Below are 23,783 nucleotides of genomic sequence, written 5' to 3' on the forward strand. Positions count from 1 at the left end.
TGCCCCTCTCACATCTTAAAGAAGGCATGCGAGCCCTGAGCCCGCATGATTTAAACCATGACCGAGATCAGACCCTTGAGCGAAGCCACAGCAGTAAAAGTGCCCACCCTGCCCGATGCCCAGACGGTGACATCTGTAACCCACTGGACAGACCGTTTGTTTTCGTTCCGGGTCACGCGCCCTGCATCACTGCGTTTCCGCTCGGGCGAGTTTGTGATGATCGGCCTGCTGAAAGAAGATGGCCGCCCGCTGCTGCGCGCCTATTCGATCGCGTCGCCGTCCTGGGATGACGAGCTGGAATTCTACTCGATCAAGGTGCAGGACGGGCCGCTGACCAGCCGCCTGCAACATATCGAACCCGGGGATCAGATCATCCTGCGTCCCAAGCCGGTGGGCACATTGGTGCACGATGCGCTGTTGCCCGGAAAACGCTGCTGGTTTTTTGCCACCGGCACCGGCTTTGCGCCTTTTGCCTCGCTGTTGCGCGATCCGCAAACCTACGAGGATTACGATCAGGTCATCGTCACACACACTTGTCGCGATGTGGCGGAACTGGAATACAGCCGCCAGCTGATCGAAAGCATCCGTTCCGACGAATTGCTGAACGAGTTGATCGGCACCGAAAACCTGAAGAAACTGACCTATTATCCGACCACCACGCGCGAAGAGAGCCCGAAAATGGGCCGTATAACGACGCTGCTGAACGATGGCACCCTGTTCAGCGATCTGGGCATCAAAGGCATTAGCGCAGAAACAGATCGCGCCATGGTATGCGGATCACTAGGCCTGAACACCGATCTCAAAGAGATACTGGAAGGCTTCGGACTGGAAGAAGGTGCCAATTCGGATCCCAAACACTATGTGGTCGAAAAGGCGTTCGTGGGTTAACGTTTAGAACACTGATGACAGGCCAAGCGGCCTGTGCCACCATTCTGGCATGCGCAATGCCAAACAGCCCAACATCATCCTGATCCTTGCCGATGACATGGGGTTTTCAGACCTTGGGTGTATGGGGTCCGAAATCCGGACCCCCAACATTGATCGTCTTGCAAAAGGCGGCCAGACTTATACGGCGATGTACAATTGCGCCCGTTGCTGCCCCACGCGCGCATCCCTTCTGACCGGCTTATACCCGCACAAGGCCGGGATCGGGCACATGACGGCCAATTACGGAACCCCCGCCTATCAGGGATATTTGCGCAACGATGCCGTCACGATTGCCGAAGTGCTGCGCCTTGCCGGATACCGCACGTTGATGAGTGGAAAATGGCATGTCGGCGGCCCCTATGATCCGCGCGACGCGGATACTTGGACACCGGGCGAAGTAGGCCAGCCCACGCCGCGACAGCGGGGGTTTGACCGGTTTTTTGGTACGTTAGACGGCGCCGGAAGTTTCTTTTTCCCGCATTACATCGGGGAAGACGATTGTGAAATCGAAGTCTCTGACAGTGCTTTTTATATGACCGATGCCGTCACGGACAAAGCAGTCGAGATGATCGGCAAGGCCAGTGGCGAGGATAAACCGTTCTTTCTGTATCTGGCCTATACCGCCCCGCATTGACCTTTACAGGCCCACGCGGAAGACATCGCCAGGTATCAGGGAAAATACCGTAAAGGTTGGGATCATCTGCGCACGGCGCGACACGAGGAAATGCTGGGCCGTGGCCTGTTGCAGGGTAACTGGGATATTTCGCCCCGCGATCCGGATGCCCACGCATGGACTGATGAAAAGAACACCGATTGGGAAGACGCGCGAATGGCGACCTATGCCGCCATGGTGGATTGCATGGATCAGGGCATTGGCCGCGTTATGGCCAAACTGCGCGCGTTGGGTGTGGAGCAGGACACGCTGGTGCTATTTCTGTCCGACAATGGCGGTTGCGCCGAATTTCTGGCCGAAGACGGGTGGACCGACAGCTACCCTGCAACCGGATTTAACGGCGAAGAGGTGGTTTCGGGCAACATCCCCGATCTTGCCCCCGGTCCGGGCACCACGTTTCAAAGCTATGATGTGGCATGGTCGAACGTGTCCAACGCACCCTTCCGTATGCACAAAAGCTGGGTCCACGAGGGCGGCATTTCGACCCCGCTCATTGTCCATTGGCCCAATGGCGTTGAAGCCAAAGGCGTGATCCATCAGGCGCGCCATGTGGTTGATATCATGCCTACGCTTCTGGATGTCTCCGGGGCGACCTACCCCAAGGACTTCGACGGGCACGGCATTCAGGATCTGGATGGCGAAAGCCTGATGCCGCTGTTCTGCAACAATACGGTAGAACGCGAAGCACCGATTTTCTGGGAACACGAAGGCAATTGCGCCGCACGGATTGGTGACTGGAAACTGGTACGCGAATTCGGCAAGGACTGGGAACTTTATAATATGCGCGATGATCGTACCGAACTACACGATCTCCGTTTCAGAAACACGCCCAAATCCCAGATGCTGATCAGGGAGTTTGACAACTGGACCGAAAAGATCGGCGTGATTGATTGGGCAATTCTACGCGAACATCCCGACATGGATTGGGTAAAGCCGACAAAACCGGAGTGACAGTTTCGTGGGCAAAGCAACTGAAACCTAACGCTCCAACGCCTGCCCTTTCACCGTGATCCGGTGCATCAGACGCGCGTGTCCCTGATAATCAGCCGTTGCAAAATGCTGCACCGTTCGGTTGTCCCATATCCCGACGCTTCCCGGCGTCCAGCGCACGCGGCAACAATACTGCGGCTGGGTCACGGCCCGATAAAGGTATTCCAGCAGCGGGCGCGATTCTTCCTCGCTCCAGCCGTCAAAACGGGTGGTGAAATCCCCGTTCACGTAAACTGCCCTTTCGCCCGTTTCGGGATGGCGGATCAGCACCGGATGCAGGCTGGGCGGGCGAAATGCGGCCGCATCCTTGCCCATATCAAATTCGGACCGGGCGAAACTGCCATCGGTGTGCCACGCAGACAGCCCCGACAGCGTATCGCGCAACCCTTCCGAAAGACCGGCGCAAGCGGCTGTCATCGACGCAAACAAAGTGTCCCCGCCATAGGGTGGCAATTCGCGCGCCACCAGTATTGATGCCATTGCCGGTTCAGGATCATAGGAATGATCGCTGTGCCATGTACCACCGATCACGGTGTTCTGCTCGGCTCTTGTACGCACTTCGGCAATCATTGGGTGCGCGGCAACCGGCGTAAAAAACCGGTTCACGTCAATTTCGCCAAAGCGTTCGGCCAGTGCGATATGCGCCTCGGGCGAAAAATCCTGATCCCGCAGGACAACGACACCGCGCCTGAACAGGGTATCGCACAACGTTTCAAACTGGCTGTCACTGATCCGGTTCAGATCAACGCCCGAGATTTCGGCGCCGACCGCGCCGGTCAATCTCGTGACGCTCAGATCAGACATTGGCTGTTCCTTTCCTGACTGGTGAAACCCACGCTGCCAGAGGATTGCCCCTTTCCCAAGAAAAAACCGCGCACCCAAAGATGCGCGGCAGTTTTTCAGTACTTCTGAGAAGTCTGTTTTTTACAGACCCAGAAGGTTCCTTGCCTCGTCCAGCGCCACTTTCAGCATGACGGGGCTGTCCTGTGATGCTTCCAGCGTGCTTTTCAGGGTCAATTTCTGCAAATCGTTCAGGTTCGAGCTGTCGATCATTTCCTTTGCCGCATCAAGGTTGAACCCCTCTACCGTCATCACGGACGGATCGATTGCAGGCAGCGTCGTCGCCTCCTGCAACGCGCCCGCAACGCTTTCAGCAGCTTCTTGCGCCGCCTCGACGGCTTCACTTGCCGCCTCGCCTGCCGCCTCTGTCGCTTCGTTTACAACATCGGCCGCGGCATCGGCCGCTTCGCTTGCCGCACTGGTCGCGGCGTCGCTGGCATCGCTCACGGCATCACTTGCCGCGTCTACCGCATCGCTTGCGCCTTCTGCGACACGCTCAACCGCCTCAACCGCGTTTTCGGCAGCTTCGCCTGCTGCTTGCGCTGCTTCGCTGGCCTGTTCCACCGCAGCCTCGGCAGCCTCACCCGCCTGTTCAGCAGTCTCGTTAACAGCATCGGTTACCGCTTGCGCCGCATCGCTGGCCGCCTCTGAAGCTCCTTCAACCGCGTCCGAAACAGCCTCTGTCGCCTGTTCTGTCGTTGTTTCCGCCTGGGTTGCCACTTCTTCTGCGGTGTCGCCCGTGAACAAAACATAGCCGAGCACAACCACAACGGCCACGCCCGCCAGCACCAATAAATTTCTCATCTTCGCATCCTTTAAACACTGCGCCGTCTGCCTGTTGCAGAAGGTCCGCTATCCTGTGCCAAATGCGGCATCAAAGCAGAAGGTACAATCGAAAAAAATCCCACAAATCGGCAGGGTTCAGCTTATTTTGCGGCTTGAAGTGTTGCAGGCCCGCGTCTAGGTTAAGGCCTCAAAATTCAGCAATGATCAAAGGAATAAACTCATAGCCCGCAGACCTCATAACGCGCCCCCGCAGCGCGATACCGGACCCCGAGTGAACGAAAACATCAGGTCGGATGAAATCCGGCTGATCGGGGCCGATGGTGAAAATGTCGGCGTTGTCACGCCCGCCCGCGCCATGGTCATGGCCGACGAAGTCGGGCTGGATCTGGTTGAAATATCGCCCAACGCCAACCCGCCCGTGTGCAAGATCATGGATTTCGGCAAATTCAAATACGAAACCCAAAAGCGCGAGGCAGAGGCCCGCAAAAAGCAGAAGATCATCGAAATCAAAGAGGTCAAGTTCCGTCCCAATACGGACACCAATGATTACGATGTGAAAATGCGCAACGTGTTCAAGTTTCTGGACAATGGCGACAAGGTCAAGATCACCCTGCGCTTTCGCGGTCGCGAAATGGCGCACCAGAATCTGGGGCGCGAGTTGCTGGAGCGGGTGGCAGAAGACACCAAGGATGTGGGACGTGTGGAAAACATGCCCAAGATGGAAGGCCGCCAGATGATCATGCTGATCGGCCCGCTTCCGAACAAGTAACCGGAATTCACAAAAAAAACGCCCTCTTTATCACAGGGGGCGTTTTTCTGTGCGGCGGGGGCCCGTATTCAGGCGGCAGCAGCCACCGCGCGTCTGGTGATCACCGATACCAGATGGGCGCGATATTCCTTGGTACCGTGCAGATCCCCGATCATGTTCATCGGATTGATCTTCAGGTCCATCAGCGCATCTGCGCGAAACTCTTTGGCTAACGCGGCTTCGGCCTCGGCCCAGCGGAACACACCGTCCTCCGAGGCGCCTGTCACCGCCACACGCACACCATCCGCAAATTTCGCAACAAACACGCCCACCAGCGCAAAGCGCGAGGCAGGTTGCAGAAACTTTTCGTAATGCGCCGCCTGCGGCACCGGAAAGCGGACTTCGGTGATAATCTCGCCCTCTTCTAGTGCGGTTTCGAACATGCCCTGAAAATAATCATCCGCAGCGATCTCGCGCATGTTGGTCACGATCGTCGCACCACTGCCCAGCGCCGCCGCCGGATAGCAGGCAGACGGATCATTGTTGGCAAGTGATCCGCCGATCGTGCCACGGTTGCGCACCGCCGGATCACCGATATGGCTGGCCAGCGCTGCCAGCGCCGGATAGGCACCCGCCTGCGCGGCCACTGTTGCATGTGTGGTAGCCCCACCGATACTCAGTTGCCCGTCATCAAGCGTACACACGCCCTGCATTTCTGCGATCCCCGTCAGCGACACCAGTGTCGCAGGGCTGGCCAGCCGCTGTTTCAGCGTTGGGATCAGGGTCTGCCCGCCGCCCAGCGCCTGCGCGTCCTCACCGGACATCGCAGCCACCGCATCGGCAAGGCTGGTCGGTTTCAATAGTTCGAAATCATACATCTCTGTTTCTCCTGCAAGCGGGGGACAGCATCCTCGTCGCTCCCGTTTTCATTTGTCCAAAAATACTCGAATTCCGGCGGTTGCGCACACACGCCCTCGCCGGAAAAGGTCATCCGTTCATCGCCGCCCATACCCGCGACGGGCTCAGCGGCATATCGATATGGGTCACGGTGCTGCCTGCGGCGCGCAATGCATCCACGACTGCATTCACGACGGCAGGCGGCGATCCGATTGCTCCAGCTTCGCCACACCCCTTCACGCCAAGCGGATTGTGCGTACAAGGCGTGATGCAGCTGTGATCAACGGAATAAAACGGCAGATCATCGGCGCGCGGCATGGTGTAATCCATGTACGACCCCGACAAAAGCTGCCCAGTCTCGTCATACGAACATCCTTCCAACAACGCCTGCCCGATACCCTGTGCAACACCGCCGTGCACCTGTCCATCCACGATCATTGGGTTCATGACGTTACCGAAATCATCGGCGCAAGTGAAACCGACAACATCGACCTTGCCTGTATCCGGATCGACCTCAACCTCGCAGGCATAGGCTCCGGCAGGATAGGTAAAATTCTCCGGATCATAAAATGCCGACTCCTCCAGCCCGGGTTCAAGCGATTCCAAAGGGTAGTTGTGCGGAACATAGGCGGAAAAGGCGATCTCGCCAAAGCCCTTCGCCTTGTCGGTGCCCGCAACAGCGAACTTGCCATCCTCAAACACTATGTCGTCTTCCGCGGCCTCAAGCATATGGGCTGCGATCTTCTTGCCTTTGTCAATAATCTTGTCCACGGCTTTAACCATTGCCGAGCCTGCCACAGCCAGACTGCGCGAGCCATAGCTGCCCATCCCGAAGGGTATCTTGGACGTGTCGCCATGCACGATCTCAACGCTGCTTTCAGGTATGCCCAAACGCTCTGCAACAACCTGCGCAAACACGGTCTCATGTCCCTGCCCATGGCTGTGCGCACCGGTCATCACGCTGATGGTACCTGTCGCATTGACACGTACGGTGGCGGCATCAAACAATCCGACACGCGCACCAAGAATTCCCACGAGGTTGGACGGCGCGATGCCGCAGGCCTCGATCCAGGTGGACATGCCCAGTCCACGCAACTTGCCGCGCTTGGCACTTTCGGCGCGTCGCGCCTCAAAGCCCGCGAGGTCGCCTTTCTCGATCACCTTGTCCAGTGTCGCCTGGTAGTTGCCTGTGTCATAGACCAGCCCGACCGGAGAGGCATAGGGGAACTGATCCGGTGTCAGCAGGTTCTTGCGTCGCACCTCAATCGGATCAAGGTCCAGCTCGTCGCACATCTTGTCGATGATGCGCTCCAGACCGTAGGTCGCCTCAGGGCGTCCGGCACCGCGATAGGCATCCACTGGTGCAGTGTTGGTGAACACGGCCTTTAAGTTCACATAGACGTTTGGCGTCTTGTAGGGGCCCGACATCAACGTGCCATGCAGGAATGTTGGCGTTACAGTGGAAAAATTCGACAGATACGCGCCGACGTTGGCCATAGTGTCTGTGCGAATGCCTATGAAGGTGCCGTCTTTTTCGCAAGCCAGCTCGATCTTTGTAACGTGATCGCGACCATGCGCATCCGACAAAAAGCTCTCTGAGCGGTCTGCCACCCATTTAACAGGGCGACCGATTGCCTTGGCGGCTGCCAGTACAGCCGCCTCTTCGCCATAATGGTAAATCTTTGAGCCAAACCCACCACCCACGTCAGGCGAAATCACCGTCAGTTTATTCTCGGCAATGCCCATGACAAACGCGCAGATCAGCAAGCGCGTCAGGTGAGGGTTCTGGCTGGTGGTGTATAACTTGTAATCGCCTGTGCCCGCTTCATAACAGCCAATGGATGCGCGCGGCTCCAATGCGTTGGGTACCAGTCGGTTGTTGATCAACTGGAGGGTCGTTACGTGTGGCGCCGCTTTGAACGCGGCGTCGACAGCCGCACGATTGTCTTCAATCCAGCCCCAGTCGAAGCAGACGTTGCCGTCAATTTCGTCGTGTACCCTGTGCGACGGATCGGCAACGGCTGCTGCCATATCCACAATCGCAGGGAGCTCCGTGATATCTGCCTCGATGGCCATAGCCGCATCGCGCGCCTGCGCGCGGGTCTCTGCGACAACTACTGCATAGGCATCGCCGACGTGGCGGACTTTGCCGTGCGCCAAAACGGGTCGCTTGGGCTCGCGCATGGCCGAGCCGTCGCGGCTGGGAATGTGCCAGCCTGCAGGGTTGCCGCCGACATCCGCGAAATCCGCCCCTGTCATGACCGTCAAAACACCCGGCATTGCCTTGGCTTTGTCGGCGTTAATGCCGTTGATGTAACCGTGTGCGACATCTGATCGCAAGAAATACGCGTGCGCCTGGCGCAGTACGTTGATGTCATCCGTGTAATTTCCCGCGCCGGTCAAAAACCGCACGTCCTCGCGCCGTTTAGAACTGGCTCCGATGCCTGAATCCTTTGGCATGTTGATCTCCTCCCTAAAGGTTCGACGGATCGTGTCCGTCTGGAAGGGACAGGCAGACGGGCGGGTTTCAGACCGCCGCTGCGTCCCTTGTTGCTTTATTCCGCAGCGATTGCGCTGACGTCCTGACCGGACGCGGCAAGGATCGCCTTGACGATGTTGTGGTATCCGGTGCAGCGGCAGATATTGCCTTCCAGATAGGCGCGCACTTCGTGTTCTGTCGGCTTGGGGTTTTCCTTGAGCAAAGCAGCCGCCGACATCACCATACCCGGTGTGCAGAACCCACATTGCAACCCGTGGTGATCCTGAAAGGCCTGCTGGATCACGTTCAGCGTTCCGTCGGCTTCGGCCTGGCCTTCGATCGTGTCCACCACCGCGCCATCGGCTTCGGCCGCCAACATTGTACAGGCCTTCACCGCCACGCCGTTCACATGCACAACGCATGCGCCGCACTGGCTGGTGTCACAGCCGATATGGGTTCCCGTCAGGTTCAAATCCTCGCGCAGGAACGTGGACAGCAATGTCCGCCCTTCCACATCTCCAGACGCGGCTTTGCCGTTCACGGTCATCTTGACCTGTGTCATAACATCCTCCCTTTTGGTCTTTTCGTTTGGCCCGAGTTAACCACGCAAAATACCACTTGAAAACAACAACTTTGCGATCACGACATTTTGGGCGCAAAAACCGACGCGTCGCTAGACTTTCTTTGTGCGCGGACTGGGGTTTCTGGGTTGCGGGCGTGTGGGAATTTCCTTGAGCAGGCCGCCAATTCCCATTCCGGCAATATCATCGGCACTGACATGAATGCCGCACGCCACGCGCGACAGCACCCAGTCCGCCCCGTTCAGCGCGGGCGCACGGGCGCATCCCGGCAGGCCGATGACAGGCTTGTCCGCCATATGCCCCAGAAACAGCAGATTACCGGGATCGACCGGCATGCCAAACCGTTCCACCTGTCCGCCCGCCAGACGCAATGCCGCCGGGCCCACATCATTGTCATCCGATGTGGCCGATCCGGTCAGGATCAGAATCACATCGCCCCTGATACCGGCGATGGCCACCGCCAGCGCATCCTGTCTGTGCGCGATCACCCGAACCTCGGCCATGTCCATGCCCAGCGCCGTCACCCGCGCCTCGATCGCGGCGCGCCCTTTTTCACCAGCGCCGCCGGGAATTTCCGTGATGATCAAACCCGCCGTTGCATGGACGGGCCGCGCAAGCCGCACCGAAGCGCGCGCAATATCGCAGGCCTGTTCCAGCGCGGCGCGCGGCACGGCGTATGATATGATCTTGATCGTGCCCACCATGCCTTTGGCGCGCATCTGCGCAAAGGGCGGCACCGTTGCCAGCGTGATCATGGGATGCACGCGGTTCAACGCCTCAAGCGCGGGCACATCCAGAACGGCAACACCGGGGCCGTCGGCCAGCAGATTGACGCGGCCGGTAAACGCATCCGTCACCCGCAGACAGGCTGCCGCCGGATCGGGCACAAGCGCCTGCGCCAGTTGCTGCGCCGCCGCGTTTTCGGGTACATCATCGGCATCGAGCGCGGCAACAACCACGTCGTGCACACCGGCCGCCTCCAATCTGGCAATGTGGTCTTTCGTCAGCACCACACCCTTGCGCAACCGTCCCTGCCCCAGATCGACAGAATGGGCCAGAACCGCGCCCAGCGCCTCCTGTACCGGCACCGTACCAAATTTCATGCCCCGCCCCGCAATTGCGCGATCATCTGGGCCAGAACCGAAACAGCAATTTCCGCAGGGCCACTGGCCCCGATATCCAGCCCGACCGGGGCCTTGATCCGTGCGATCTGCTGCGGCGAAAACCCGTCAGCAGTCAACCTGTCCACACGCTTTGCATGGGTCCGCTTGGACCCCAGCGCGCCAATGTAAAACGCATCTGACACCAGCGCGCGATGCAGCGCCGGATCATCCAGTTTGGGATCATGGGTCAGCAAAACCAACGCTGTGCGCGCATCAAGGCCCAGCTTATCCAGCGCCTCGTCAGGCCAGTCCTCGACAATGGTTTCACGCGGAAACCGGGCTTCAGACCCAAAGGCGGCGCGTGGCTCCACGACCACCGGATCAAACCCCGCGATTCGCGCCATCGGCACCAGCGCCTGCGCGATATGCACCGCCCCGACCACGATCAGGCGCAGGGGCGGATTGTGGATGGCCACAAACGTATGGCCATCCTCTTCAAAGCCTGAGCGGTCCAGCCGAAAGCGGTCCGCATGTCCGGTTGAAACAACACGGCGCGCGCCGCTTTCTGTGTTCACCTCGTAGGCCACAGCCTGCCGCGCGGCCCGCGCCGCAACGATCTGATCCAACACATTTTCGGGCAGGACAGCGCCGACCGGTTCTACCAAAACGCGGATCGTTCCCCCGCAGGCCAGCCCGACCGCAAACGCGTCATCGTCACTGACACCATATTCCAGCAGGCGCATTTCGCCCTTTTCCAGCGCATCCTGCGCCTCAAGAATAACGGCCCCTTCGACACAGCCGCCCGAAACAGACCCGCGCATATGGCCATCCCCGCTGATCGCCAGTTGCGCGCCCACGCGCCGTGGCGCGCTGCCCCATGTTTCGACAACCGTGGCCAGCACAGCACCGCGCCCGTTCCTGTGCCAGTGCAGCGCCGTTTCAGGGCAATCGTCAAACCGATCCATTTCAGAACTCCTTTGGCGCAAATTATGGCGCAGGCAGCAGGGGATGTCTGCCCCATTTGCGCGCCGGCACAGGGTTTGACACCCTGCCGGACGAAAGAAATGCGCCCCAAGGGACGCATTTCAAGTTGATTGGATCAAGTTTGCGGCAAACTTATTCCGCCGCAACCGTCCTTGCAGGCTGAGGACGCAACCGTTCGGGCAGCGCAAAGGCCACACCAATAAACGCCAACCCCAGAACGATCCCGACCAGATCACCGGAAAACGATGTCAGACCGTCATAGCCCGAATTCGGGACGGTGCCCAAAGTCACCTTGCCCCCAGCCACATCGTTCAGCAGGCCGGATGCTTTCCACATCGGATAGGTCATCATATAGGCCGCCGCCCCCAGCAAACCGCCCGCAATGAAAAACACCGCATCCTTGCGTCCCGATGCGGCCGCGCAGACACCTGTGCCAGGACAATACCCGCTGGCAGCCCATCCGGCCCCCAGCATCAACCCGCCAATGAACACACCGGCATACGCGGCTTTGACCGACATATGCCCCACGTCAACCAGCCCGATCATCTGGCCACCAAACATCAGGACAGACCCGGTGCCGATCGCCAGCAATATGGCTTTCATGAGGTTCAGGTTCATCAGGTTCAGCATCTTGTCGATATAGGTCGGGTTGGTGGCCCCGATCCGGTCCAGAACGGCGCCGAATGCAGCACCGATTACGATTGCAAGTATAAGCGAAGACATGGCTCAGGCCTCCTTTTTGAACATCAGAATGGACACGGGGATGGCGGCGGCAAAGGCGCCAGCGGCAAAGATGTAACCCGACAGCGCGGTTTGCATCATGCCCGACATCATGTGCCCCGATGTACAACCGCCCGCCAGACGCGCGCCGTACAACACGACAAAACCACCCAGAAAGGCAACGGCATAGCGCTGCGCTGCGTTGTCACCGTAATTGGCCCGCCACAAGGCGGGCATCGTGCGCTCTGCCTTTTCCAGGCCGCCGCGCGCCCATGTGGACAGGAACGCGCCGGCCATCATGGCCAGCACGAAAACAAAGCTGTAGTTCATCGGGTTGGCCGCGGCCTCGGCATATTTGCCGCCCGATTTGTCAAGATACGCATTGCTTGAGGCAAAGCCGTCACTGGTTTGCGTTACCAGATCGGGGTTCACCAGATCACCGATGATACCATTCAAAATCACGAATTGGGTGCTGACCCCGATCGGTTTGACCAGCAGCACCGCCATAAAGAAGACAAGGCCCAGAAGAAGCCCGCCGATTTTCCAGTTCAATGGCATTTCATTTCTCCCAAAACACATTCATTGGAAGGAATGTATATGACACATTCTGTAAATGGAATGATTTAGATCAAATCGGGTCCGAAGTGATCTGGGCCATCAATCTGGCCTTTTCGCCCACATCATCGGGGCGCGAAATCGCATGGGCCAGCGCCGCGAGGGAATCTATCGAATGGCCTGCGCGAAAACTGTCGACATGGGGCAGCATGGCGCGAATTCCTTGGGCCTTCGGGGCAAACTCGTCCCAGCGCAGCAGCGGGTTCAACCAGATCAGTCGCCGCGCCGAAAGATGCAGGCGCTCCATCGCGGCGCTCAAAACCTCGGGATCTTCGCGATCCAGGCCGTCCGTGATCAGCAGCACTACAGCGCCCTGCCCCATCACGCGGCGTGACCAGTCGCGATTGAACTGGGCAATACAACTGCCGATGCGCGTGCCGCCTTCCCAATCCTGCGCCTGCGCACCGGCGGCAGCCAGCGCCGCATCCACATCGCGCTGCGCCAGATGGCGGGTGATGTTGGTTAAGCGAGTACCAAAGGTAAAGCCGTGCACCTTGGCCCAGCCTGCCCCCTTGGCATTGGATACTGCATGCAAGAAATGCAGAACCACGCGGGAATACTGGCTCATCGAGCCGGAAATGTCGCACAAGACCACCAGATTGGGCCAGCGCGGGCGCGGCGACACATGCGCGATCCGGTGCAATTCTCCGCCGCGCCGCATTGCCGCGCGCAAAGTTGCTCGCCGGTCAATCCGTGCACCGTTGATATCAGCCATGCTCCGGCGGGACGCGATCGGTTTAACCGGTAGTGTCATCTGCGCCAGCATCCGCTTGGCCTGCGCCATTTCCGCCGTGCTCATCTGCTCGAAATCCAGCGTGCGCAACCGTTCTTCCTGCGAAATGGTCAGGCTGGCATCAACTTCGATTTCGGTGCCGTCTTCCGGTTGCGTTTCGTCCATTTCAGGCAGATCGCGTTCCTGCCCGTCCAGCAGTGCCTCGGCCGCCCGCTTTTCTGCCGCCTGCCCCTTGCGGTCTTCCTGAACGCCGCGCACCGCCGGCAACAGCATCGACATCATATGTTCCAGATAGCGCGGGTCACGCCAGTACAGCCGGAAAATCTGGGCAAACACAGTGCGGTGTTCGGGGCGCGACACGAAACAGGCCTGCAGCGTCCAGTAAAAATCGCGTTTTTCGCTGAAGCCTGCGGCCTGTACAGCCGTGATTGCATCCAGAATACGCCCCGTTCCGATCGGCAGGCCGGCGCGGCGCAACGCGCGCGCAAAATGGGTGATGTTCTGCGCCAGCTTGGGATCGTCAGGCAGTTCCAGCGCGGGATATTCAGGCATGGCCATACCATTCCAACGTGCGGGCAACGTTCTGGTCGTGAATACGCTGATAAGGCGCGAACCAGTGCAGCACCCCGCTGTCCAGATCGTCCCTTAGTATATCGAACACAGGGGTGTCTGCCCGTTCGGGGCTGTCGCGCAGATCCATCAGCCAGCGGATATAGCGTTGCGTGGCCGGAATGATTTCGTTCGAATATCCGCCCCTCGCGATGATCGTTTCCGATCCGTGATCAGGCAGAACATGGCGCGCACCCAAGACGGCAAGCCGATCCAGATCAGCCAGATGAGTGGCGAAATCGGATGGCTCGGCCACATAGGTCACGCAATCCTCGACCGTGTCGCCAGCCAGCAGAATGTCGGCATCCGGCAGCCACAACACGGTGGCATCGTCACTGTGAATATTCGCCTCGATCAGCACCACCTTGCGTGCGCCCAGTTGCAATTCCATCTGCCCGTCAAAGGTGCGGGTCGGCAGAACCAGCGGTGCAATCGCGGGCAGGCCGCTTTCCGTGCCGGCCTCGATCCCGGCATGGCGCTGCGTCAGATGCTGCGCGGTTCGGCTGTTGGCAATGACAGGGCAATCGGAAAATGCGCCGGTGCCCGCAATATGATCCAGATGCCAGTGGCTGTAGACAATCGTGATGTCGCGCACGCCCAGATCGTGCAAATGCGCGCGGATCGCCGCACCGTGGTCCAGCGATACATGCGTGTCATAAACCAGCGCCTGCGAACCCGACACGATCGCATAGGTCGCAATGCCCAGCGCAATCGCCCCATCATCGACCCAGTTCGGCCCGTCCAGAAACCGGTAACCCGCCACCCGCCCGTCATAATAGGCAAACACGCCAGCATGCGGCTGCAATATCCGGAGATGGGGCGGGCGTTTGCGGGTCATGCAGGCGCCAGTGCCGCCTTGGCCTGATCCAGAATGCGCTTGGCCTCGGAACCTTGCAGTTTCTGAATATCGTCCTGATATTTCAGAACCGCGCCCAGCGTGTCTGCGATCACTTCGGGGCTAAGGTTGATCACATCCAGCGCCAGAAGGCATTTCGCCCAGTCGATGGTTTCAGCCACGCCGGGTTTCTTGAACAGGTCTTCGGTGCGCAGCGCCTGCACAAAGGCAACGACTTCGCGGCTTAGCGCGTCGGCGGCTTCGGGCGCGCGGGCATGCAGGATTTCAATTTCCCGGTCAAAGTCGGGATAATCCACCCAGTGATACAGGCACCGGCGTTTCAACGCATCATGCACCTCTCGGGTGCGGTTTGATGTCAGCACCACAATCGGCGGTTTGGGAGCCTTGATCGTGCCCAGTTCCGGGATCGTGACCTGAAAATCGCTCAGCGCCTCAAGCAGGAAGGCCTCGAACGGTTCATCCGTACGATCCAGTTCGTCAATCAGCAGCACCGGTGCGCCGTTTTCGTCAGGGCGCATCGCTTCCAGCAGTGGCCGTTCAATCAGATATTCGCGACTGAACAGTTCCTCTTGCAAGGCAGCACGATCTGCGCCGCCTGCCGCTTCTGCCGTGCGGATCGCCACCATCTGCGCGGGGAAATTCCATTCGTAGACGGCGCTGGACGCATCCAGACCTTCGTAACATTGCAACCGGATCAAACGGCGGTTCAAACCGGCAGCCAGCGCCTTGGCAATCTCGGTTTTGCCGGTGCCCGCCTCGCCCTCAAGAAACAACGGTCGCCCAAGGCGAAGCGCCAGAAACACCAGAACGCCCAGTGCGCGGCTGCAAATGTAACCCTGTCCTGCCAGCAACGCCTGAACGTCTTCGATACTATCAATCTTTGCCATGTCGGCCCTTTCCTGTTGCCCCGATAGGTACACCTTGCGCCGGTGCCGTCAAGAAAAGCACCGACCCCCACATACCTGGGACCAGATCAGCCGGACCGAATAGCTTTTCGAATCGCGAGGTACATCTGCGCGCGAACGCCCGCCCGGCATTCGCCCAATGGGTGCATTGACCCGACGCGGTTCACCCAGTGCGCGCAGAGCCTGTGGATAAGTCGTTTAAATTGCGACGATCAACACTCTGTCGTCAATTTTGGCATATTGACCGCACAAAAAAACCGATACTATCTTTCAACTCGGTTTGTGTCAGGAACGCATGGTATGCAAAAGGCCCACGAAAGTCTGGAAACACCGATGGTCGGGCTGTCCAAAGGCGACTGGCTGGAGGCACTTGCCACGGCATCGGACGAAATGGGGTTTTTCGAACCTCTGGGCACCCGCCACTACGCCAGCTTTATCGAAAAGTCTGACACGCTTCTGGTGACCTTTGAAAACCTGCAAGGCATCCAGTCGCTGTCCGAAAACGGCCAGCCGCTGGGCTGGGACATGGTGCGCGAAAACGGCTGGTCGCATTTATGCCTGATCAGCGATGGCGACACCTGGTTTCGCGACGGGGATGTTTACGAATTTTTCGATCTTCTTGTGGATGATTGTTTTTTCGACAATTACAGCAAGGTGATCTTTTACGGCGCGGGCCCGTGCGGGTATGCCGCTGCTGCATTTTCGGTCAGTGCGCCGGGCGCCACGGTTCTGGCCGTGCAACCGCAAGCTACCCTGACCCCTGCCGTCGCGGGGTGGGATGACAGGTTCATTGAAAACCGCCGCATGACATTCACCGATCGCTACGGATTTGCCCCCGACATGATCGAGGCGGCCCAACACGCCTTTATCGTTTTTGATCCCTATCAGCGGCTGGATGCGATGCACGCCGCCCTGTTCAACGGCCGTAATGTAACGCATCTGCGCATGCCGCATATGGGCGCCGCGCTGCAGGGCAGTCTGATCGCAATGGAAGTGTTCTGGCAGATGCTGACGGACGCGGGCAACGGCCAGCTGGATGTTCCGTCATTCGCGCAGCTGTTTCGCGCGCGGCGGGAATACCGCCCATACCTGCGATTTCTGCTCGGGGTGCTGGAACGCGAAGACCGCACCCAGCTTGCCATCATGCTGTGCAGCAACGTCTCGAACAGAATGAACGCGCCGCTGTTTCGCCAGCGCCTGAAAGACCTGCGCATCAAGCACCGCGCCAACCAACCACAAGAAGCGATCTTTGACAGCTAGACGTAGCCGCCCGGAACGCATGCCGCCCGCAATTTTCCACCTGTTTGCCCTATCGGCACTGGCGACAGTCAGAACCCTGTGCTAGCCACGCGGGCATGAGCGAAACTCTGACATTGCGCCGCCCCGACGACTGGCACCTGCACCTGCGCGACGGCGCAATGCTGGCGGCTGTCCTGCCCGAAACCGCCCGCCATTTCGCCCGCGCGATCATCATGCCGAACCTGGTACCACCGGTGGTTCGGGGCGCCGATGCGGCGGCCTATCGCGACCGGATCATGGCGGCCCTACCAGAAGGCATGGCGTTCGAACCGTTGATGACGCTATACCTTACGGAAGACACCGATGCCGATGACGTTGCCGCCGCACATGCCAGCGGACTTGTGAAGGCGGTGAAACTGTATCCGGCCGGCGCAACAACCAATTCGGCAAGCGGTGTTGCGAATTTTGACAAGGTTCGCGGCGTGCTGGAACGGATGGCCGACATAGGGCTGCCGCTCTGCGTGCACGGTGAAGTCACGGATGCGGACATTGATATCTTTGACCGCGAGGCCGTGTTTATAGACCGGGTGCTGGACCCGATCCGCCAGAATACGCCGGGATTGCGCGTGGTGATGGAACACATCACCACCTCGGTCGCTGCTGATTATGTGCGCAGCGCATCCGAAAACCTTGGCGCCACAATCACAACGCATCATCTGGTGATCAACCGGAACCATATTCTGGCCGGCGGGATCAAACCGCATTATTACTGCCTTCCTGTGGCGAAACGCGAAACCCATCGACTGGCCCTCGTCGCTGCTGCCACATCCGGCGACAGCCGTTTTTTCCTTGGCACGGACAGCGCACCACATACAGACGCCAACAAGTTGCTGCCCTGCGGATGTGCGGGCTGCTTTACCGCGACGAATACAGTGTCGATCCTTGCCGAAGTCTTTGAACGCGCCGATGCGCTTGACAGGCTGGAGGCGTTCACATCGCTGAACGGCCCGGCGTTTTACCGGCTGCCTGTGAATGCCGACAGCATTACCCTGACCAAGGGGCATCCGGTGTCCTACCTGAAGAAGATTGCCACGGGTGACGGCGATGTGACCGTGTTTGACCCCGGTTTCGACCTGCACTGGCACGTGGCGTGACAAGGGCGCGATACAGCAAAAATCCTGTCCCTGCCGCATCTGTGGATGCCTCCGGCGGGGATATTTCACAACAGAAGAAGCCTGACCTTTTGAAGGAGCCGTTATGATCCCGACCAGTTATCCCGATGCCTCTGAAATGGCGCGTCTGACGGCCCGCATGCTGCTTGAGATCGGGGCGGTGCATTTGAATGCGGACGAGCCGTTTACACTGGCCTCGGGCCTGCCCAGCCCGACCTATATTGATTGTCGCAAGCTGATTTCATATCCGCGCATCCGCTCGACCCTGATGGATTTCCTGACCGTTACCGTCATGCGCAATGCAGGCTTTGAAGCGTTCGACAACATCGCCGGGGGCGAAACGGCCGGTATCCCGTTTGGCGCGCTTGTCGCTGAACGGATGGCTCTGCCGATGAGTTATGTGCGCAAGAAGCCAAAAGGCTACGGGCGCAACGCGCGGATCGAAGGCGAAATGACACCGGGCCAGCGTGTGCTGCTGGTAGAAGATCTGACAACGGATGGCGGATCAAAGCTGTCATTTGTCGATGCCATCCGCGAAACCGGCGCAACCTGTGCGCATACGGCTGTCATTTTCTATTATGGCATTTTCCCGGGAACCGAAGAATCCCTGGCCGGCCACGGCGTGCAGTTGCACCATCTGTGTACCTGGTGGGATGTTCTGGCCGAAGCCAAGGCATCCGGTGCGTTTGACGATTCTACCCTGGTCGAGGTTGAAACGTTTCTGACCGCTCCGCGTGCCTGGCAAGAGGCACGGCAAAAGACCTGACGGCGAAATATTGCGCTTAAGCGCAGAGAGAAACCGCAAGATGTTGACGCAAGGCACCTGAACAGGGCTATATAAAGCGGTACGCCGGTATCCACAGACTATCCACAGAAACATACAATTTGCACCGCGCCGCCCGACTTGGATAAGATCACCCTTCAAGGGGACAGAACAAAAAAATGAACGAGATTTCGAGCATCAACACCGCCGAAAGCGGCGCGCAATCTGCTGACACGATGCCCCATTCGATCGAGGCGGAACAACAGCTTCTGGGCGCGATCCTGACCAATAACGACGTGTTTGACCGCATAGCATCTATCATCGGTCCGCAACATTTTTATGACCCCGTACATGCGCGTATTTACGAAATTGCCGCCGCGCGTATCGCGAAAAACAATCTGGCCTCGCCTGTCACGCTCAAGGCATTCATGGAGGATGACGAGGGCCTGCGCGAACTGGGCGGCCCGCCCTATCTGGCGCGTCTGGCCGGGGCGGCGATCAGTGCATTTGCGGTGCGCGATTACGCTCAGATGATCTATGATCTGGCGATCCGGCGTGATCTGATTTCGCTGGGGCGCGATATTTCGGCCAAGGCGGCGCGGGTCGATGTGGCCTCGGAACCCAAGGAACAGATCGTCGAGGCGGAACAGCATCTTTACAAGCTGGCCGAACAGGGCCAGTCGGATTCCGGTTTCCAATCGTTCTTGCGGGCTGTCACAGACGCCGTGAACGTGGCGAACGCCGCCTACCAGCGCGAAGGCGGGCTGGCCGGCGTTTCGACCGGTCTGATTGATATGGACAAGAAACTGGGCGGTTTACACCGCTCGGATCTTCTTATTCTGGCCGGTCGTCCGTCGATGGGCAAAACATCACTGGCCACCAACATCGCCTTCAACATCGCCAAAGCCTATAAACGCGGCTTGACCCCTGATGGCACCGAAGGGGCCGTGGATGGTGGCGTTGTCGGGTTTTATTCTCTTGAAATGAGCGCCGAGCAGCTCGCCGCGCGGATTCTGTCAGAGGCATCGGAAGTGTCCAGCGAACAGATCCGGCGCGGCGATATGACAGAGGCCGAATTCCGCCGCTTTGTCGATGCCGCCAAATCGCTTGAGGCGTGCCCGCTTTATATTGACGACACGCCCGCCCTGCCAATCAGCCAGCTGGCCGCCCGTGCCAGACGCCTGAAGCGAACGCACGGTCTGGACGTTCTGATTGTGGATTATTTGCAGCTTGTGCGCCCGGCCTCTGCCAAGGACAGCCGCGTGAACGAAGTGTCGGAAATCACGCAAGGGCTGAAGGCCATCGCAAAAGAGCTGGATATTCCGGTGATTGCCCTGTCCCAGCTCTCTCGGCAGGTGGAAAGCCGCGAAGACAAACGTCCGCAGCTGAGCGACCTGCGCGAATCCGGATCGATCGAACAGGATGCGGATGTGGTCATGTTCGTGTTCCGCGAAGAATATTACAAAGAGCGCGAAAAACCCGGCGATCACGAACTGGAAAAGATGGCCGCGTGGCAGGACGAGATGGAACGCCTGCACGGCAAGGCCGAAGTCATTATCGGCAAACAGCGCCACGGCCCCATCGGCACGGTCGAATTGTCATTCGAAGGCCGGATCACCCGCTTTGGCAATCTGGTGAAACCTTGGCAACAGGGCAATGCGGGCAGCACCGAATTCTAGGGCCTGCGCAAGACCAGCACGTCGGTCATTCATTCTGATCTGACCGAGGGTTTGATCCGTAAACCAGTTTTTAACCTGCGAGCACCCGATGAAGCCTTTCGTTGCCCTGATCTTTTTCCTGATCGTTCCTGCTACGCTTACTGCCCAGGGGCGTGCGCCCGATGGCTGGAACATCGGCGTGATCATTGCGACCGACAGCAACCCTTATATCGGACAAAGCGCGGATGTGGTGCCTATACCGCTGATTTCATACCGTTCTGGCCCGTTATCGATCGGAACCAACGGATTGGGATATCGATTTATCCAAACCGGCCCCTGGGACGTGACAGTTGCGGCCCGTCCGCGGTTTTCCGGCCTGATTTCAACCGATGGCGCGCTGTTGGATGGCATTGACAGGCAGGTCACCGGTGATCTTGCGCTTGAGGCGCGCTATGACATCGGCGTTTATTACGCCAGCTTCGACCTGCGTCAGGAATTCACCGGTGAACATGACGGTCAGGAATTGCGGTTCGGCGTCGGCACACGCACCAGGGTCGGACGCCTCGGGCTGGATCTGGGCGCGGGTGCGTTCTGGCAGAACGATGATTTAAGCCGTTATATCTGGGGCGTCTCGCCGTCCGAAACGGCGATCGGGCGTCCGGCTTATGCGCCTGGCGATGTCATCGTGCCCTATGTCAGCCTGCGCGCCAGACTTCCGCTTTCCGGTAACTGGAGCCTTCTGGGCACGGTGCGCGTTGATTTCCTGAATTCCGATATCTCCGGCAGCCCGATTATCGAGGATGACCAACTTTTCAGTGGTGCACTTGGCATTTCCTACAGTTTTTGAACCGATAAAGGGCGCTGCTTTATCCGCCACCGGGAAGACAGGTCGCCTTTGCCTCTTGACCCTGCCCGCGCGGATGTCATGAACAGCGCATGACAACCGGTAACCTGAGCATTGATCTGAAAGCCATCGTGGCAAACTGGCGCGCGCTGGATGCATTAAGCACCTGTGAAACTGCCGCAGTGGTCAAGGCAGACGGCTACGGGCTGGGCATTGCCGAAGTTGCAACCGCTTTGGCAGGCGCCGGGGCGCGGACATACTTTGTGGCCTATGCAAACGAAGGTGCCATTGTTCGCAAGGCTATCGGTCGCGGACCGACCATCTATGTTCTGAGCGGACATATGCAGGGTGACACAGCGCGGCTTCGCAATCACGCGCTGACGCCGATGATCAATTCCATTGACCAGATGGTGCGCCATGTTGAATCCCTTGCTGATGCGCCTTTCGGCATCCAGCTTGATACCGGTATGAACCGGCTGGGTCTGGAAGCGGCGGAATGGGCCGCACTGAAAGAGGTGGCATTGCCCCTGGGGCCAAAGCTTGTCACCTCGCATCTGGCCTGTGCCGATACGCCCGACCACCCGATGAACGGGCAACAACTGGCCACGTTCCGCCAGATGACGCAGGGCCTTGAGATTCCGTTGTCGCTGGCGGCAACCGGCGGCCTGCTTCTGGGCGAAGACTATCACATGGATATGACGCGCCCCGGTATCGGGCTTTATGGCGGACTGCCCTTCATCGAAGCCACGCCTGTGGTGCGCCTTGATCTGCCGGTAATTCAGGTCCGCGACGTGAACGTGGGCGAAACCGTAGGCTACTCAAACACGTGGACGGCAAACCGTCCATCGCGCATTGCCACGGTCGCCGCCGGATATGCAGACGGTCTGCTGCGCAGCCTTGGGCCAGGCGCGCACATGTTCGCCGAACAGACCGCCTGCCCGATTGTGGGCCGCATATCGATGGATCTGATCACTGTGGACGTGACGGATTTGAAGGCTGATCCCGAAAATCTGGAAATCCTTGGCCCGCATCAGTCGATTGATACTCTGGCCACGGCAGCGGGCACTATCGGCTATGAAATCCTGACGGCACTTGGGGCGCGGTATACAAGGGATTATTCCGAATGATCGTAACAGCCCCCCTTGCGGCCCTGGGCCGGACAGTTCTGGCCCTTTTGGGGGCGATCGGGCGGGTGGCGATCTTTGCCTTTGATACGGTCAGCCATATCCTGCGACCGCCGTTTTATCCCCGTGAATTCGCCCATGCCATGTTGCATATCGGGTGGCTGTCATTGCCGGTGGTCGGCCTGACCGCATTGTTCACCGGTGGAGCACTGGCGTTGCAGATTTATGCAGGCGGGGCACGCTTCAACGCCGAAGCGGTGGTGCCGCAGATCGTGGCCATCGGGATGGTGCGCGAACTGGGGCCTGTGATGGTTGGCCTGATGATTGCAGCACGGGTGACATCATCAATCGCCGCGGAAATCGCGACGATGAAAGTGACCGAACAGATTGACGCGCTTGTCACGCTTTCGACCCACCCGATGAAATACCTGACCGCGCCGCGCGTGCTGGCGGCGCTGATCACGGTGCCACTGCTGGTCGGCATCGGGGATATTATCGGCATCTTCGGCGGCTATGCGGTATCCACCGGCACATTGGGGTTCAATCCCGCGACCTACCTCAAGAACACAGCTGATTTTCTGGAACCGCTGGATATCATTTCTTCGCTGACCAAAGGGGCAGTCTTTGGTTTCATCGCCGCTTTGCTGGGATGCTATTACGGTATGAATTCCGGGCGCGGCGCCCAAGGTGTTGGCCGCGCGACCAAAGGATCGGTTGAAGCTGCGGCCGTGCTGATACTGGCCAGCAATTTTGCACTGACGGGGGTCTTCTTTTCGGTATGATCAAGATGGAACACGTCACAAAATCATTCGGAAGCAAGGTCGTATTGCGCGATTTTGACCTGTCGGTGCCGCGCGGCGAAAGCATGGTGATCATCGGCGGGTCCGGTACCGGCAAGTCTGTGGCACTGAAATGCATTCTGGGACTCATAAAACCGGACGGCGGTAAAATTACGGTGGACGGCACCGATGCCGCCAGCGGCGACCGTGATGCATTTCTGGCGCGGTTCGGCATGTTGTTTCAGGGTGGCGCGTTGTTTGATTCCCTGCCCGTCTGGCAAAATGTGGGGTTTCGTTTGCTGCGCGGATCGCTCAAACGGCCGCAGGACGAAGCGCGCGCCATTGCCATAGAAAAACTGCGCCGCGTCGGCCTGACGCCGGATGTGGCCGATCTGTTCCCGTCCGAACTGTCGGGCGGGATGCAAAAACGCGTCGGCCTTGCCCGCGCCATTGCAGCCGAACCCGAGATTATCTTTTTTGACGAACCGACAACCGGGCTTGACCCGATCATGTCCGGAGTAATCAACGATCTGATCCGCGAGATCGTCGTTGAAATGGGGGCGACGGCCATGACGATCACCCATGACATGTCCTCGGTTCGGGCGATCGCCGACAAGGTGGCGATGCTGCATGACGGGATAATCCAGTGGACCGGCCCGGTTGCCGACATGGACAATTCAGGTGATCCCTACCTTGACCAGTTTATCAACGGCCGCGCCGAAGGTCCGATCGAAGCGGTTCGTTAGGCTTTTTTGGTT

The 23,783-nt window shown here is 58.9% G+C and carries 22 protein-coding genes and 1 pseudogene; 11 read left to right on the plus strand and 12 right to left on the minus strand.

What is annotated here, in order from left to right; translation table 11 throughout:
* Nucleotides 1–57 precede the first annotated feature (57 nt).
* Both C1J05_RS13010 and C1J05_RS13015 read left to right on the plus strand, forming a co-directional pair.
* Nucleotides 58–888 carry a ferredoxin--NADP reductase gene (locus tag C1J05_RS13010; RefSeq protein ID WP_114870617.1) on the plus strand — a complete coding sequence of 277 codons (831 nt, stop codon included), beginning with the start codon at nucleotides 58–60 and terminating at the stop codon, nucleotides 886–888.
* 121 nt (nucleotides 889–1,009) lie between these two features.
* A pseudogene (locus tag C1J05_RS13015) lies at nucleotides 1,010–2,551 on the plus strand (arylsulfatase).
* Between the two features lie 27 nt (nucleotides 2,552–2,578).
* Here the strand turns inward: C1J05_RS13015 and C1J05_RS13020 are convergent.
* Together C1J05_RS13020 and C1J05_RS13025 are read right to left on the minus strand one after the other, a co-directional pair.
* Entirely contained in the window at nucleotides 2,579–3,394 is an 816-nt protein-coding gene (locus C1J05_RS13020) for a TauD/TfdA dioxygenase family protein (RefSeq protein ID WP_114870618.1), read from the minus strand.
* Nucleotides 3,395–3,514: 120 nt separating this feature from the next.
* Nucleotides 3,515–4,234, minus strand: coding sequence for a translation initiation factor 3 (locus C1J05_RS13025; RefSeq protein WP_162798067.1), 720 nt, complete (start codon nucleotides 4,232–4,234; stop codon nucleotides 3,515–3,517).
* A gap of 253 nt (nucleotides 4,235–4,487) precedes the next feature.
* Here C1J05_RS13025 and infC point away from each other — a divergent pair, with 253 nt between their 5' ends.
* Nucleotides 4,488–4,985: a translation initiation factor IF-3 gene (gene infC / locus C1J05_RS13030; RefSeq protein WP_254684599.1), complete on the plus strand. Its 498-nt coding sequence runs from the start codon at nucleotides 4,488–4,490 to the stop codon at nucleotides 4,983–4,985.
* A 68-nt stretch (nucleotides 4,986–5,053) separates the two neighbouring features.
* Here the strand turns inward: infC and C1J05_RS13035 are convergent, their stop codons facing one another.
* The 10 genes from C1J05_RS13035 to C1J05_RS13080 all read right to left on the minus strand — a co-directional run bounded on the left by C1J05_RS13035 (nucleotide 5,054) and on the right by C1J05_RS13080 (nucleotide 15,428).
* Nucleotides 5,054–5,842, minus strand: coding sequence for an FAD binding domain-containing protein (locus C1J05_RS13035; RefSeq protein WP_114870621.1), 789 nt, complete (start codon nucleotides 5,840–5,842; stop codon nucleotides 5,054–5,056).
* 109 nt (nucleotides 5,843–5,951) lie between these two features.
* The gene (locus tag C1J05_RS13040) at nucleotides 5,952–8,321 is read right to left on the minus strand and encodes a xanthine dehydrogenase family protein molybdopterin-binding subunit (protein WP_114870622.1); all 2,370 of its coding nucleotides are present in this window, start codon (nucleotides 8,319–8,321) and stop codon (nucleotides 5,952–5,954) included.
* Nucleotides 8,322–8,416: 95 nt separating this feature from the next.
* Nucleotides 8,417–8,902: a (2Fe-2S)-binding protein gene (locus tag C1J05_RS13045; protein WP_114870623.1), complete on the minus strand. Its 486-nt coding sequence runs from the start codon at nucleotides 8,900–8,902 to the stop codon at nucleotides 8,417–8,419.
* Between the two features lie 111 nt (nucleotides 8,903–9,013).
* Nucleotides 9,014–10,024: a molybdopterin-binding protein gene (locus C1J05_RS13050; protein ID WP_114870624.1), complete on the minus strand. Its 1,011-nt coding sequence runs from the start codon at nucleotides 10,022–10,024 to the stop codon at nucleotides 9,014–9,016.
* On the minus strand, nucleotides 10,021–10,989 hold the full coding sequence (locus tag C1J05_RS13055; RefSeq protein ID WP_114870625.1) for an XdhC family protein: 969 nt from the start codon (nucleotides 10,987–10,989) through the stop codon (nucleotides 10,021–10,023). The genes C1J05_RS13050 and C1J05_RS13055 overlap by 4 nt, the downstream gene beginning before the upstream one ends.
* 151 nt (nucleotides 10,990–11,140) lie before the next feature.
* On the minus strand, nucleotides 11,141–11,731 hold the full coding sequence (locus tag C1J05_RS13060; protein WP_114870626.1) for a YeeE/YedE thiosulfate transporter family protein: 591 nt from the start codon (nucleotides 11,729–11,731) through the stop codon (nucleotides 11,141–11,143).
* Nucleotides 11,732–11,734: 3 nt separating this feature from the next.
* Nucleotides 11,735–12,286 (minus strand): YeeE/YedE thiosulfate transporter family protein, encoded by a 552-nt coding sequence (locus tag C1J05_RS13065; RefSeq protein ID WP_114870627.1) that lies wholly within the window; start codon nucleotides 12,284–12,286, stop codon nucleotides 11,735–11,737.
* A gap of 70 nt (nucleotides 12,287–12,356) precedes the next feature.
* Nucleotides 12,357–13,628 (minus strand): vWA domain-containing protein, encoded by a 1,272-nt coding sequence (locus tag C1J05_RS13070; RefSeq protein ID WP_114872312.1) that lies wholly within the window; start codon nucleotides 13,626–13,628, stop codon nucleotides 12,357–12,359.
* Nucleotides 13,621–14,523, minus strand: coding sequence for an MBL fold metallo-hydrolase (locus C1J05_RS13075; protein WP_114870628.1), 903 nt, complete (start codon nucleotides 14,521–14,523; stop codon nucleotides 13,621–13,623). Before C1J05_RS13075 ends, C1J05_RS13070 begins: the two co-directional genes overlap by 8 nt.
* Entirely contained in the window at nucleotides 14,520–15,428 is a 909-nt protein-coding gene (locus C1J05_RS13080) for an AAA family ATPase (RefSeq protein ID WP_114870629.1), read from the minus strand. Before C1J05_RS13080 ends, C1J05_RS13075 begins: the two co-directional genes overlap by 4 nt.
* Nucleotides 15,429–15,746: 318 nt before the next feature.
* Between C1J05_RS13080 and C1J05_RS13085 the strand changes: the two genes are divergently transcribed.
* From C1J05_RS13085 to C1J05_RS13120, 8 genes are all read left to right on the plus strand, one after another.
* A complete protein-coding gene (locus tag C1J05_RS13085) occupies nucleotides 15,747–16,706 on the plus strand; it encodes a phosphoadenosine phosphosulfate reductase (protein WP_114870630.1) in 960 nt (319 codons plus the stop codon).
* A 95-nt stretch (nucleotides 16,707–16,801) separates the two neighbouring features.
* On the plus strand, nucleotides 16,802–17,839 hold the full coding sequence (gene pyrC / locus C1J05_RS13090) for a dihydroorotase (RefSeq protein WP_114870631.1): 1,038 nt from the start codon (nucleotides 16,802–16,804) through the stop codon (nucleotides 17,837–17,839).
* A gap of 103 nt (nucleotides 17,840–17,942) precedes the next feature.
* Nucleotides 17,943–18,623 carry an orotate phosphoribosyltransferase gene (locus tag C1J05_RS13095; RefSeq protein WP_114870632.1) on the plus strand — a complete coding sequence of 227 codons (681 nt, stop codon included), beginning with the start codon at nucleotides 17,943–17,945 and terminating at the stop codon, nucleotides 18,621–18,623.
* A 176-nt stretch (nucleotides 18,624–18,799) separates the two neighbouring features.
* Nucleotides 18,800–20,299, plus strand: coding sequence for a replicative DNA helicase (locus C1J05_RS13100; protein ID WP_114870633.1), 1,500 nt, complete (start codon nucleotides 18,800–18,802; stop codon nucleotides 20,297–20,299).
* An 88-nt stretch (nucleotides 20,300–20,387) separates the two neighbouring features.
* Nucleotides 20,388–21,125 (plus strand): MipA/OmpV family protein, encoded by a 738-nt coding sequence (locus C1J05_RS13105; RefSeq protein WP_114870634.1) that lies wholly within the window; start codon nucleotides 20,388–20,390, stop codon nucleotides 21,123–21,125.
* Nucleotides 21,126–21,214: 89 nt separating this feature from the next.
* Nucleotides 21,215–22,249 (plus strand): alanine racemase, encoded by a 1,035-nt coding sequence (alr, locus tag C1J05_RS13110; protein ID WP_114870635.1) that lies wholly within the window; start codon nucleotides 21,215–21,217, stop codon nucleotides 22,247–22,249.
* Nucleotides 22,246–23,028 (plus strand): MlaE family ABC transporter permease, encoded by a 783-nt coding sequence (locus C1J05_RS13115; RefSeq protein ID WP_114870636.1) that lies wholly within the window; start codon nucleotides 22,246–22,248, stop codon nucleotides 23,026–23,028. Before alr ends, C1J05_RS13115 begins: the two co-directional genes overlap by 4 nt.
* Nucleotides 23,025–23,771, plus strand: coding sequence for an ABC transporter ATP-binding protein (locus C1J05_RS13120; protein WP_114870637.1), 747 nt, complete (start codon nucleotides 23,025–23,027; stop codon nucleotides 23,769–23,771). The genes C1J05_RS13115 and C1J05_RS13120 overlap by 4 nt, the downstream gene beginning before the upstream one ends.
* The last annotated feature ends 12 nt before the right edge of the window (nucleotides 23,772–23,783 follow it).

The sequence above is a fragment of the Sulfitobacter sp. JL08 genome, from assembly GCF_003352045.1.
In the GTDB taxonomy this organism is placed as follows: domain Bacteria; phylum Pseudomonadota; class Alphaproteobacteria; order Rhodobacterales; family Rhodobacteraceae; genus JL08.

Bases quoted from the DNA above. Each gene is read 5' to 3' on its own strand.
- C1J05_RS13035 (WP_114870621.1), bottom strand. From the start codon at position 5,842: ATGTATGATTTCGAACTATTGAAACCGACCAGCCTTGCCGATGCGGTG.
- alr (WP_114870635.1), top strand. From the start codon at position 21,215: ATGACAACCGGTAACCTGAGCATTGATCTGAAAGCCATCGTGGCAAAC.
- pyrC (WP_114870631.1), top strand. From the start codon at position 16,802: ATGAGCGAAACTCTGACATTGCGCCGCCCCGACGACTGGCACCTGCAC.
- C1J05_RS13120 (WP_114870637.1), top strand. From the start codon at position 23,025: ATGATCAAGATGGAACACGTCACAAAATCATTCGGAAGCAAGGTCGTA.
- C1J05_RS13105 (WP_114870634.1), top strand. From the start codon at position 20,388: ATGAAGCCTTTCGTTGCCCTGATCTTTTTCCTGATCGTTCCTGCTACG.
- C1J05_RS13045 (WP_114870623.1), bottom strand. From the start codon at position 8,902: ATGACACAGGTCAAGATGACCGTGAACGGCAAAGCCGCGTCTGGAGAT.
- C1J05_RS13080 (WP_114870629.1), bottom strand. From the start codon at position 15,428: ATGGCAAAGATTGATAGTATCGAAGACGTTCAGGCGTTGCTGGCAGGA.
- C1J05_RS13070 (WP_114872312.1), bottom strand. From the start codon at position 13,628: ATGCCTGAATATCCCGCGCTGGAACTGCCTGACGATCCCAAGCTGGCG.
- C1J05_RS13075 (WP_114870628.1), bottom strand. From the start codon at position 14,523: ATGACCCGCAAACGCCCGCCCCATCTCCGGATATTGCAGCCGCATGCT.
- C1J05_RS13050 (WP_114870624.1), bottom strand. From the start codon at position 10,024: ATGAAATTTGGTACGGTGCCGGTACAGGAGGCGCTGGGCGCGGTTCTG.
- C1J05_RS13095 (WP_114870632.1), top strand. From the start codon at position 17,943: ATGATCCCGACCAGTTATCCCGATGCCTCTGAAATGGCGCGTCTGACG.
- C1J05_RS13085 (WP_114870630.1), top strand. From the start codon at position 15,747: ATGCAAAAGGCCCACGAAAGTCTGGAAACACCGATGGTCGGGCTGTCC.
- C1J05_RS13060 (WP_114870626.1), bottom strand. From the start codon at position 11,731: ATGTCTTCGCTTATACTTGCAATCGTAATCGGTGCTGCATTCGGCGCC.
- C1J05_RS13055 (WP_114870625.1), bottom strand. From the start codon at position 10,989: ATGGATCGGTTTGACGATTGCCCTGAAACGGCGCTGCACTGGCACAGG.
- C1J05_RS13040 (WP_114870622.1), bottom strand. From the start codon at position 8,321: ATGCCAAAGGATTCAGGCATCGGAGCCAGTTCTAAACGGCGCGAGGAC.
- C1J05_RS13100 (WP_114870633.1), top strand. From the start codon at position 18,800: ATGAACGAGATTTCGAGCATCAACACCGCCGAAAGCGGCGCGCAATCT.
- C1J05_RS13020 (WP_114870618.1), bottom strand. From the start codon at position 3,394: ATGTCTGATCTGAGCGTCACGAGATTGACCGGCGCGGTCGGCGCCGAA.
- C1J05_RS13010 (WP_114870617.1), top strand. From the start codon at position 58: ATGACCGAGATCAGACCCTTGAGCGAAGCCACAGCAGTAAAAGTGCCC.
- C1J05_RS13025 (WP_162798067.1), bottom strand. From the start codon at position 4,234: ATGAGAAATTTATTGGTGCTGGCGGGCGTGGCCGTTGTGGTTGTGCTC.
- C1J05_RS13115 (WP_114870636.1), top strand. From the start codon at position 22,246: ATGATCGTAACAGCCCCCCTTGCGGCCCTGGGCCGGACAGTTCTGGCC.
- C1J05_RS13065 (WP_114870627.1), bottom strand. From the start codon at position 12,286: ATGCCATTGAACTGGAAAATCGGCGGGCTTCTTCTGGGCCTTGTCTTC.